Origin of the sequence: Desulfitobacterium sp. (assembly GCF_035539115.1) — a bacterium.
Lineage (GTDB): Bacteria > Bacillota > Desulfitobacteriia > Desulfitobacteriales > Desulfitobacteriaceae > Desulfitobacterium_A.
Genome location: NZ_DATLJA010000023.1, coordinates 1 through 12238, shown reverse-complemented (window position 1 = coordinate 12238; position 12238 = coordinate 1). Strand labels below are relative to the sequence as shown.

General features: G+C 46.4%; 6 protein-coding genes. 2 read left to right on the top strand and 4 right to left on the bottom strand.

What is annotated here, in order from left to right; translation table 11 throughout:
* Positions 1-320 precede the first annotated feature (320 nt).
* The gene (gene trpS / locus VM640_RS04175) at positions 321-1295 is read left to right on the top strand and encodes a tryptophan--tRNA ligase (protein ID WP_325390162.1); all 975 of its coding nucleotides are present in this window, start codon (positions 321-323) and stop codon (positions 1293-1295) included.
* An 84-nt stretch (positions 1296-1379) separates the two neighbouring features.
* On the opposite strand, the gene tyrS is transcribed toward trpS, so the two are convergent.
* A complete protein-coding gene (gene tyrS / locus VM640_RS04170) occupies positions 1380-2663 on the bottom strand; it encodes a tyrosine--tRNA ligase (RefSeq protein ID WP_325390161.1) in 1284 nt (427 codons plus the stop codon).
* Positions 2664-2882: 219 nt separating this feature from the next.
* On the opposite strand from tyrS, the gene VM640_RS04165 reads away from it, so the two are divergent.
* Positions 2883-5513 (top strand): transglycosylase domain-containing protein, encoded by a 2631-nt coding sequence (locus tag VM640_RS04165; protein WP_325390160.1) that lies wholly within the window; start codon positions 2883-2885, stop codon positions 5511-5513.
* A 257-nt stretch (positions 5514-5770) separates the two neighbouring features.
* On the opposite strand, the gene VM640_RS04160 is transcribed toward VM640_RS04165, so the two are convergent.
* From VM640_RS04160 to VM640_RS04150, 3 genes are read right to left on the bottom strand one after another with little or no spacing between them, the layout of a single operon-like run.
* Entirely contained in the window at positions 5771-8149 is a 2379-nt protein-coding gene (locus tag VM640_RS04160) for an endonuclease MutS2 (protein ID WP_325390159.1), read from the bottom strand.
* A 51-nt stretch (positions 8150-8200) separates the two neighbouring features.
* Positions 8201-10864: a U32 family peptidase gene (locus VM640_RS04155; RefSeq protein WP_325390158.1), complete on the bottom strand. Its 2664-nt coding sequence runs from the start codon at positions 10862-10864 to the stop codon at positions 8201-8203.
* 18 nt (positions 10865-10882) lie between these two features.
* Positions 10883-11773, bottom strand: coding sequence for an alkaline phosphatase family protein (locus VM640_RS04150; RefSeq protein ID WP_325390157.1), 891 nt, complete (start codon positions 11771-11773; stop codon positions 10883-10885).
* Positions 11774-12238 lie beyond the last annotated feature (465 nt).

Here is a 12238-nt window from a genome sequence, read left to right as displayed (position 1 = left end):
TTAACATTTTCTCTCTTTCAAGTCAAGTGTTAATTTCGAGTCCGGCTTGCACCCGCCTGCATTGCTGCTGGCTTGGAATGTCTGTTCCGTGGCGCTCAATTAGAATATCACAGTGGGTCATGGGTGTCAATAACTAAATTTTTATCATGGTTTACTCTATTGTCTTCCCTCAAATGCCTTCTTGTCTTTTCTGATCGAATAGAGTAATTATTTCTTTTTTAAAATATCTCTTTATAGAAAAGGCCAAAAGCTGTTAAAATAGGTAACAGGACATCTCATTTGAATTTACTCATCTACTATATATTAAGGAGTGTTTTGTTTTGCGTGTTTTATCAGGAATTCAACCTTCAGGTAATCTTCATCTCGGTAACTACTTTGCGATGATGAAACGCATGATTGACTACCAGGAATCAAGTGAACTCTTTTGTTTCATTGTCAACTATCATGCGTTGACTACTGTTACCGATCCTAATCTTCTTCGGCAAAAGACGCTCGATGCTGCTATGGACTTTCTCGCTCTGGGTCTTGATCCGAAAAAGTCCTATTTCTGGGTACAAGGCGATCTCCCCGAAGTTCATGAATTAAGTTGGCTCTTATCTATAGTCACCAGCATGGGCTTGTTAGAACGTAGTCATGCTTATAAGGATAAGACGGCTAAGGGAATTATTGCCACCCATGGCTTATTCGCCTATCCGGTCCTTATGGCCGCCGATATCCTTCTCTGCGGCGCCAACAAAGTTCCTGTTGGTAAAGATCAAATACAACATGTCGAAATTGCCCGTGACATCGCTCTTCGTTTTAATCATACCTTTGGCGAGACCTTTGTCATCCCCGAAGCCGATATTGAGGAGGATATCGCCACCATTCCCGGGATTGATGGCCAGAAAATGTCTAAATCCTACGGAAATGCCATTGATATCTTCTCTGACGAAAAAACTATGCGTCAACGGGTCATGGCGATTAAAACAGATTCTACACCGGTTGAAGAACCGAAGTCGATTCAAGATAATCCCCTCTTCGATATCTATTCTCTGTTTCTTGACGAGAATGGTCAGCAAGAACTCAAAGAACGCTTCGAAACCCCTGGATTACGTTATGGGGATGTCAAGAAAGAGCTTTTTGGCGTCATTTGGGATTATTTCTCCCCCTATCGAGAAAAGCGTGAGCAATATGCTAACGATAAAGCTTATGTTGTCGATGTGCTCAAAATGGGAGCGGAAAAAACGCGAAAAGTAGCCCAAGAGTATGTAACTAAAGCGCGCAATAATGTGGGCCTCAATTATTACAACTTTTAATCTTTGCTCTTTTAAACCTCTTCAATCTGCAAAAAGGGTTGCCCCAGGCTGAAAGCTCGAATTTCAGCTCTTGGGGCAACCCTTTTAAATTTCACTAATTTCATTTGAAATTCTCGCCAAAAAGTAGTTTTTCTTGCCACGGCGGATCACTAGAAACGCGTCATCTAACTTATCAAGTTGTGCAACTACGGAGGCTATATCCATATGTCGAACCCCATTTATATAGATTGCTCCACTTTCAATGGATTCACGAGCCTGTCGTTTTGAGGAAACCGCTCCAACTTGAATTAAAAGATCAACAAGAGAAATCTCTTGATCTCTTATTATAGTTGACGGAACATCACTAAACCCTTCCTCTACTTCTTTGCCACTAAGGTTCTCTAAACCGCCCGTAAACAGTGCCTGAGAAATCTTCTCCGCACGTTCTAGAGCTTCTCGTCCATGAACGAGCTCCGTCACTTCCTGAGCTAAGACCCGTTGGGCATTTCTTTTCTCAGGTTGGGTCGCAACTTCTTCTTCTAAAGCCTTAATCTCCTTAATAGATAAGAACGTAAAGTATTTGAGATACTGAACCACGTCCTTGTCATCTGCATTCAACCAGAATTGATAGAACTTATAGGGTGAGGTTTTTTCCGCATCGAGCCAGATCGTTCCTGATTCTGTTTTCCCAAATTTCGTCCCGTCACTTTTGGTCACGAGAGGCATGGTTAACCCATGGACCTCTTTACCCTCATCCACCGACATCCGACGAATTAGGTCTGTCCCCGACGTAATATTACCCCATTGATCTCTTCCACCCACTTGTAATTCACAGTCATAAAGCTCATTTAACTTCATAAAATCATAAGACTGAAGAATCATGTAACTAAATTCCGTGAAGGAGAGCCCGCGGCTCATTCTTGATTCGACGGATTCTTTGGCCAGCATCGTCCCGATCGAAAAATTTTTACCGATATCTCGGAGGAACTCAATCACGTTAAGCGAACCCAACCAATCGTAATTATTCGCTAGGATCGCAGGATTATCTGAGCTATTATCAAAATCTAGAAACTTTGCTAACTGAGCCTTTATTTTGGCAGACCACTCTTCAACCGTTTCCTTGGGATTAAGGGTTCGTTCATTAACCTTACCGCTCGGATCCCCAATCAGACCTGTCGCCCCACCAACTAAAGCAATCGGATGGTGACCTGCTAATTGAAAACGACGTAATACCAGAATCGGGAGTAGACTGCCAATATGTAAGCTATCCGCTGTAGGGTCAAATCCACAATAAAGGGTAATAGGTGTATCTAAACGCTTACGCAGCGCTTCTTCGTCCGTATTTTGATAAATAAGACCTCTATTTTTCAAGTCATCCAGAATATGCATGTTTGTGCTCCTCCTTTACCTTAAAAATCCATATTTTATTTATTATACTTTTTAATCTCGTTTATATCAACCTTGATGCGTCCGCTAAAGCACCTACGAAACATGCTGTTCAAACCCCCTCGTCCTGGCGGTTAACCTGACGATAGGTTGGATTAAGTTTGATGGTCGAATAAAATATGGTATAATTTCGATGTGACAAAATACACAGGAGGTAACAAAATGGCATCTCCCCCTAAGAAAACAACCCGATCGTCACGGAAAAAACGCTTATCAAAATGGCGTGTCTTCCTCCTGACTAGTGGTTCAATTATTGCAGTAGCCTTGATCGCGATCCTAATCTTTGTGATTTCAGCTATTGCTAAGACTCCCAAATGGGACCCTGCTGCCTTAACAAATCAGCAGGAGTCCTCAATTGTCTATGACAAAGATGGTGAACAGATTGCAGCCCTCCATGCCGATGAAAATCGGCAGATAGTAAAGTCCTCAGAAATCCCGGATATCGTGAAAAAAACCTTTGTTGCCGTTGAGGACAAGCGCTTTTATAGCCATTACGGGGTCGATCCAATTCGGATTGTTGGCTCGGCGATCAATGACATTAAATCTCGCTCGAGTAAAGAAGGAGCAAGCACGATCACGATTCAGCTTGCCCGCAATGCCTTTATCGAAGACCCCACGTCAAAAAATCTAACCCGCAAGGTCCAAGAAGTCGTTCTCGCGCTTCAGTTGGAGCACGAATATACCAAAGATGAAATTCTGACCTTTTATCTAAACCGGATCTTCTTTGGAGAATCCTCCTTTGGAATTCAGACTGCTGCAAAAACCTATTTTGGTAAAGACCTAGGGAACCTCACGCCTGAAGAAGTAGCGTTACTTGCAGGTCTACCCCAGGCTCCAAGCGGCTATGACCCTTATATTCATCCCGATGACGCGAAAAACCGCAGAACGATTGTGCTTGGAGTCATGAAAGATACAGGAATTATTTCTTCAGATGAATATAATAAAGCAAAGGATACCCCTTTTACCTATGTTGATAATATGAATAAGAACCGAGCCTCAGCTCAACGAACCTCGGTAGCGGGTTCAGACTACAAATTTCCTTGGTTTGTCGATTCTGTTATTCAAGAACTCGAAGGAGATAACTATAAACTCACTCCAGATCAAATCTTTAATGGAGGATTAAAAATTTATACCACGGTTGATTCGAAAATCCAAGCCGCTGCTGAAGCTGCCTTTGCGAATTCGGCTAATTTTCCTCAGAGTAATGACAGTACGAAAGTTCAAGGCGCGATGAGCGTATTGGACCCAACGACTGGAGCTATACGTGCGGTCGTCGGCGGTCGTGAATATACAACCGCCCTCGGCTTTAACCGAGCAACGCAAGCGACTCGGCAACCCGGCTCGACAATTAAACCGTTAGTGGTCTATGGCCCCGCTTTGGAAAAGGGCGGCTTCTACCCTGGAACCGTTCTTGATGATATGCCGGTAAGCTACAATGCTGGAGATGGTAAAAGTTACTCTCCAGTAGATTTTGATACTGAGTCTTCCGGCTGGAAGGGGCGCATAACCATGCGTTATGCCGTTGAAAACTCGGTCAACGTCTACGCTGTTAAGCTCATGAACTTAATCGGCGTAGATTACGGTTGGTCGTTTGGTAAAGACAAACTCGGTCTTCCGTTGAAAAACAGTAATCGTGTTCTCAGCTTAGCCCTCGGCACAGCTGATGTCACAACTCTGGATATGGCTTCAGCCTATGGTACTTTTGCCAATAATGGGGTACGCGTTACCGCTCATACCATTGAGAAAATTCAGGATTCAAACGGCAAGAATATTATTACCCCCCAAATAACCCAACAACGAGTGATGAAGGAGACTACCTCCTACTTGATGAACAACCTGCTTCGGGGCGTTGTTACTGAAGGTACAGGTACTCGGGCTCAGATCGGGAATTGGGCAGTCGCGGGTAAAACCGGGACAACGTCACTTCCCGACAATTTTGGTAAGAGATCAGGGAATAAAGATGCCTGGTTCGCAGGATATACACCGAATTATGTGGGAGTCGTATGGATGGGCTATGATCAAACTGATACTAACCACTACTTAAGAAACGTTTACGGAGGTGCTTATCCCGCACAAATCTGGAAGCAGGTCATGACAGTGGCACTCGAAGATCAACCCGTACAGTCTGAGTTTAAACGGCCCGCTGGCATTGTCAGTGGAGCGATTGATACGAAGTCTGGATTTTTACCCAGTACCTTGACTCCAAGCCAGTTTATTCAAACTGAAATTGCGGCTGAAGGAAATTTACCGACTCAGGTCAGCGATATTTGGGTAACAAAGGATATCGACGCCGATCATCCGACCTATCTCGCCGGGGATAAAACCCTCAATAAAGTAACCAAAGTCTTCCTCAACATTACCGACCGCAGTTCCTCTCTAAGCTGGCCGAGTGATGAAGCACCCTTTAGAGCTCCGACCGAGTACTACACGGGAAACGGAGAGGTGACCAGTCTACCCACCGTAGATCCACGGATGCCTATTCCGACTTTAGGACCTGTCGCTTATGACACTGCTAAGGGAATCGCGAGTATGCCGGTCTCTTATCCCGCAGGCAGTGAAGCGCTCACTCTAGTACTCTATGCAAAGTTTCCGAGTCAGGAAAACTTTCAACCCTATACGCCTCAAGCCCAGCCCGGGAAATCAGATCTCATCACTGTACCTTTACGTATAGATGGAAAAAGTCCATCTCCGGGTGAATATGTTTTCAAGGCTGCCTTTAAAGATCCGAAGACATCAAAATATTCGGAAACGTCCCCTGTTGCCAAACTTACCATACCGACTAAACCAGAATAACACACTCTAACTAATGTAACTTACAAAGGGCCTGCACCCAGTGGTGCAGGCCCTTTCTTGTACTAACAGAAAGTATAAGTTTGGGGCAGATAGCATAAGTGAAACTAAGGCTTCCGCCTGCTCCAGAGGCTTGGCGCAAGCCAAGTTTTCTTTATACTAACAGAAAGTATAAATTTCTGGCAGATAGCATAAGTGCAACTAAGGCTTCCGCCTACACCAGAGGCTTGGCACAAGCCAAGTTTTCTTTATTATAAATCTTATTTTAACTCAACAACCGTAACCCCGAAGTCTCCTTCCCCATGTTCACCTAGACGGAACGATTGAACGTGAGGATGACCCTTGAGAAAGGCCTGAACTCCGGCACGTAAGGCACCCGTTCCTTTTCCATGAATAATATAGACTAGACCCGCCCCAGTTAAAACAGCATCATCGAGGTACTTATCTAACTCCTCAGTTGCCTCTTCCACCATCATCCCCCGTAGATCAATTTCAGTCCGGACATTTTGAGCTTTACCCAGTCCAATTCGACCCTGGCCAACGGTTTCAGCGCGCAACGGTTTGCTGACCTTTTCCTCTTTGACAAGGCGTACCTCATTCATAGGAACATTCAACTTGATCACACCGACTTGGACAAAGATTTTCCCACTTTCATTGGGAAGTTTAAGAACATGTCCTTTCTGTCGAAGCTTGGTCAGATAGAGGGTTTGGCCCAACTTAATTTCCCCAGTGGATAACCCATCCCCTGTGCTTATCCTATTGGGCTTTTCCTTAACGCCAAGCTTATTCGAGATTTTCCTTATTCCTTGTCGAGCTCGTTCAATCGTGTGTTGATCCTTATGTTCTTCCTTTAAGGCTTGCTTCAGCTCATCGATTAAAATTTCGGCTTCACGCCGCGTTTGGCGGAGGAGCTCTGTTGCTTCATCTTGGGCTTTGGTGAGTCGTTCTTGGTAATCCTCTTCCAGGCTTAACGATTTTTCTTTAAGTTGACTGCTTTTTATTTCGATAACTTGGCGTTCTTCCTGAATGCGGCGTTTTTCTCGCTCAATATCACGTTGGGTATCCTCCAGGTTTTCGATCAGATCGGCCACTTGCATCTCCCGCTCCGTGACAAACGATTTTGCACGCTCGAGGATAGTGGAATTTAACCCAAGGCGTCCCGCAATATTGAATGCGTTGCTTTTTCCCGGGATGCCGATCAGGAGCCGATAGGTTGGGCGCAACGTCTCCACATCAAATTCCACAGAAGCGTTCTCCACCCTAGGAGTGTTATAGGCAAAATTTTTGAGTGCCCCGTAGTGAGTGGTGGCAATGATCCGGCAACCCCGCTCATGAAGCTCGGAAATGATGGCCATCGCGAGAGCTGCCCCTTCTGTGGGGTCTGTGCCAGCTCCGATTTCATCAAGCAGAATCAGGGAACGGCTGTCCGCTCCTTGAATAATCTCCACAATATTCTTCATATGTCCACTAAAGGTGCTTAAGGATTGCTCGACACTCTGTTCATCCCCGATATCCACAAAGATGCGGGTAAAGATGCCGACGCGTGAATTCGCCTCAGCCGGAATGTGTAACCCTGATTGGGCCATGGCTGCAAGTAAACCGACGGTTTTTAACGCGACAGTTTTCCCCCCGGTATTAGGTCCCGTAATGACCACGGTATCAAAGTGTTTCCCTAATTCGATATTTAAAGGAACAACCGAACCACTGAGCAGGGGATGACGAGCTTGTACCAGTTTGATTTCCTGCTGGTCGGAAAGTTCCGGCGCCCCACCATTCATTTTCTCACTGAGGTGTGACTTAGCTAGGATAAAATCAACCTGAGCTAATCCCTCATGGGCATCAGCAATCCGTTCTGCGTCCCCTTCGACATGAGCGGAGAGCTGGAGCAGGATTCGTTGTACCTCACGCTGCTCCTTCAGGGTGACTTCCCTTAATTCATTACCCAGATTCACCACTGCCATCGGCTCGATATATAGGGTCGCTCCACTTGCCGATTGGTCATGCACAATTCCTGGAAAAGATTGACGATACTCTAGCTTTACTGGTACAACATAGCGATCCGATCGCTGGGTAATAATCGGATCCTGGAGGATTTTTTGGTTCGCAGAGTTGCGGATAATCCCCTCCAAAGTATCTCGAATCCGTTTTTGTAAACGCGTGATGGCCCGCCTAAATTCCGCGAGTTGAGATGAGGCCTGATCAGCGACAAACCCATCCTCCGTAATACAGAGGGTGATCTCGTCCTCAATTCCTTTCGGTGGGTCAATGCCCAAAACGATCGCTCGGAAGTGGGGTGTCTCCGTTTTTCCCTCAATAATACTTTGTTTGATTTGACGAGCTGCCTTCAGGGTATCCCGAATATGCAAAAGCTCTTCAGGAGAGAGCGTCCCTCCTCGGAGGCAGCGTTCCAATAAAGGCCGTACTTCCTTCGCTCCTCGCACCGTAAATAAGGGATTAACTCTTAAAAGTGCTCTTCCTTCTCCAGTTTCGGCGAGGGCGTCTCGTGCTTGATCCTGATTAGCATAGGGGCGCAACGCCTCGGCGATTTCCTGGGCACGGGGTAAAAGGCAGCGTTCCGCTAAACGTTCCAGGATTTTATCAAAATCCAGCTTTCGGATAACCCGCTCATTGATAACCATGCTATTCTCCCTTTATCTCAAAAATAGATCTCCTCTTGATAATCGCTTCATTTAGAGTATCCCTCGAAAATAATGTCCCTTCGTAAATCCCTCTGGGAATCGCTCTGCCAAATAAGCGCTGACGTGTTCAAGTTCCTGTTCTGTTATTTGCTCGCCGTGTAAGGCCTTCTCCCAACCCTCTAGGAAGACTCGAACCGTATCCCGGATTTGCTCTGGGGTAGCGCGATTGAGTTGTAAACGGATATTTCCGATTCCCATTTTGGCGATCTCGCCCAGTTCTTTATATAAATTAAGGCTTCTGGCATTAAAAAGATGCATTCGACAATCTAAATCCGTCTCGATAGGGAAATCATACTTCAGGCGGTCCCTTAAGTAATGGGGTTCGCGCACACAGGGTGCACTGCAATATTTTCCTTTTTTCCCACCTAAAGTTGCTCCTACGGGGCAATATTCACTAACCATCATTTCTAGATCTCCGAAGGCCATGATCTCCGTTTTCGGCCAAGAGCTTATCTGCTCAAGTTGATGATGTTCCATTTCTGGAGAAAGAGTAACCGTCTGCGCTCCCTGCCTCAACCAGTAAGCCAAAGATGCTTGATTAAAAACGTTTAAGGAAAAATCCGTCTCAAATTCCCATTCCGGATCGATTTCCTTGAGAAGCTCCAGTTCTCCCAGATTTGCTAGTAATATTCGGGGACGCTTCTCCCAGTTTTTGGCCTTATCCAGGATTTCCTGCAGTCTTACACTTTGTCCCTCATTGAGAATTCTCGGTAAGCGCCATAGAGCTTGAGCCTCGTATTTTTGGCAAAGCTCGACGCCCTCGCGTACCTCTTCGGGAGTCATTCCCTTACGTGATCGCCAGCGTTCTCCACCCATCGCAATCCGACGCGCACCTGCTTGCAAGGCCGCTCGCGCGGATTCCAGATCACTCACCGAGACGGTCAGCCGCTCGGCCGCCAAACTCTGAGTATCATGCTTTTGGCGATGATGAGTGGCTCCACTGTTTCGATTGTTACGCGAGCTATCCTGAGAAGCTCTCCCATCCGGTGCTTCCGCTTGAACAAGTTGTTCGTGCTCCTCAGCTAATTTCCTTTTCCAGTCCTGAATGCGCTGATCATACACCGCCCGCCTAATCTGTTTCCGCGGAACGCCTTCTTGTAAAAGTCCCTCCACAGCAAGCCGGCGCATCTCATTGAGATCACTGACCGGAAGCATAACTTCTCCCTGTAAGTCCAGAACTAACTCTTCCAAATAAAAAGGTGTGGTTCCCAACCTGTTTAACTGCTGGAAGGCATAATCTTGGGTTAACGGACGCTTAAGCGCTTGCTGCGCCAGGCTCGTCGATTGAACTTTACTTGAGCGCTCCCCTTCCCACATTTCCAAGGTGAGGAATTCCCCCACAGAACCACTCAGACGAGCTTTCAGTGCGCGCTTGCGCTGTTCCTTTCCCTCTTGAAAGCTTAGGCGAGCCTTGGTCATCAATTGTTCATCATAGGTCTTAAAGACACGATCTCCTGCTCTGGTCTTACTCCCGGGAAATATAATTTGAACATGCTCTCCAGACCGGCCCTCAGCCACTTCTTCCTGACCACGCCAGATCGTTTCCACGGTAATCCCTTCATGACCCCGACTGGTCCAAAAATCGATGCCATCCCCTGGCCGCAGCGCCGCTTCCAGCTTTAGCTCGATCCGATCATCTTGAGTCTGTGCGACGCGGCCCAAACGGATCCCGCGGTTATTGGGGCGCATATAGCTCATCAGTTCTGCGCCCGGGTGTTTCTTAAGGTAGGCCTGAGTAAAATCTCGGTTGAAAATCTGCAGAAGCTCTCTTCTTTCCTCTTCACCAATCGGTTTCACTTCGCTCTGCCTGGAATTCTCTGCCAAAGCATAATCTAATGCTTGTCGGTAAACCCGAATCACGGTAGCCACATATTCCGGACGTTTCATTCGGCCTTCAACCTTTAAGGAATACACGCCACTCTCTTTGAGAAGCGTAATTTCGTCCACTAAATTCATATCACGCGGGCTGAGCAAATGTTCCCCCAAGTTAACATCCTTGAGGGTATCGGAACGCTCCTCATTGACCAAATGATAGGCCATCCGGCAAGGTTGCGCGCACCTTCCTCTGTTCCCACTTCGCCCCCCAATGAAACTCGACATCAAACATTGTCCCGAGTAACAAACACAAAGCGCACCATGGACAAAAACTTCGATGTCCAGTGGCGTTTTCCGGGAAATCATCTTCATCTCCTCAGCTGAGGTTTCTCGGGCTAAAACAACGCGTTGGAAACCCAGCCCTTCAAGATGATGAACTCCCCAAGACGTGTTCACGGTTATTTGCGTACTGGCATGCCGTTCGATTTCGGGTAAAATGCTCTGGATTAAATCAGCTACCCCGATATCTTGAAGGAGGACTGCATCCACCCCCGTTTCATAAAGGGAAAAGAGATATTCAAAAAGCTCCGGAAATTCCTGATCGGCAATGAGAATATTGACCGTGACATAGACCTTAACATTCCGTTCATGGGCGTATTGAACAGCACGACGGAGTTCCTCAGCATCAAAGTTCGCCGCACTCGCTCGCGCACTAAAACTTTTACCCCCGAGGTAAATCGCATCTGCCCCATTCTCAACCCCAGCCCTAAAGGCTTCGAAACTCCCGGCCGGAGCCAGCAGTTCCATCTCTTGTCCTGCGGAATGGTTTTGATTAACCATATTAGTTGATCCTCTTTTCTAACTCAGTAGTTCTAAAATACCGGGTGTAACATCTGCTAACGTCATCCAAGGGGGCCACTCTATTGAAGAATTCGACCAAGCTAACGCCGGTACCCGATTCTGTGTATGCCCCTTGATCGCGAAATCCTCGATATTCCCATGGTCACTGGTTAAAAGCCAAGCTACTTCTTCATTTTTAACGGCCTGCAAAAAACCACCGAGAAATGCATCGATTTGTTCAATTAGTTGGATGGACTCTTGCCATTTTTGTTTATGACCAAAAACATCCGTTAAGAAGGTCTCATAGAGCGTAAAATCATAATTTAAGGCCAATCGTCCTAAGTTCCTCCCCGCTTGCTCTGGCGAAATTAAGGGCACATCCTCCCCCGCTTCGCGCGGAACCTGATTCGTCATATCAAAATAAACGGCCCCTCCTGCTTTTAAATCAGGTATCCTCCGTAACTTTACTCTGCCTGCCATGGCGGATAAGGTTGAGGCCGAATGACGCTTTTTCCCACTCGCCACGAGCTGCTCATATTGAGGAGTAAACGCATTGGCAAACATCCCCTGCTTCCCGCGGTCAGCTAATTGCTTGAAAATGCTTTTTCCCGCGATCACCTGGGCCAATTTATCATTAGGGTAGGCGTTAAGGTGATAGCCCAAAACTTTTGAAGCATTCACTCCCGTCCAGAGGGTGGTCTGTCCTGTCGCACTTTGCGGAGTCCCCGGCACACCCAGAGTGGCCTCTAACGGAGCGAGTCTTGTTTTCCCCCTGACGATGGATCGATCCCCCCAAAGAAGATGACCACCGAGTAATTGATCGATATTCGGAGTTCGTGCTGTTACGATAGGGTTATTTTCCTCTGAACCTAACCCGAACCCATCGAGAAAAATCATCACAAAATGCATGCTATTATCTCCCAAACGATAACTATAATAGTTCATATCATCCTCTAGTTTATCCAAATTACATGCAAAAAGCCAGCAACGTGAGGAAAGTAGTACAAGAAACTAAAGGAAGCAAGTAACAACTTTTATACAGAAACGACTAAAAATACTTTCACTTTAGATAAAGAAAACTTGGCTTGCGCCAAGCCTCTAGCGTAGGCGGAAGCCTTAGTTGCACTTATGCTATCTGCCCAAAACTTATACTTTCTGTTAGTATAAAGAAAACTTGGCTAGCACCAAGCCCGAGCGAAGCTGATAGCCCTAGTTGCCTTATCCTGCCGGACGTAACCACTTGCATCGTAGGATAAAGAAGACTTAGCCGGCGCCAAAGCGATGGCTCTAGTCGCCTTATCCTGCCGGACATAAATACATGCATCGTAGGAGAATGAAAGCCGCTGGTTGCACTTATACTATCTGCCCCCCAAT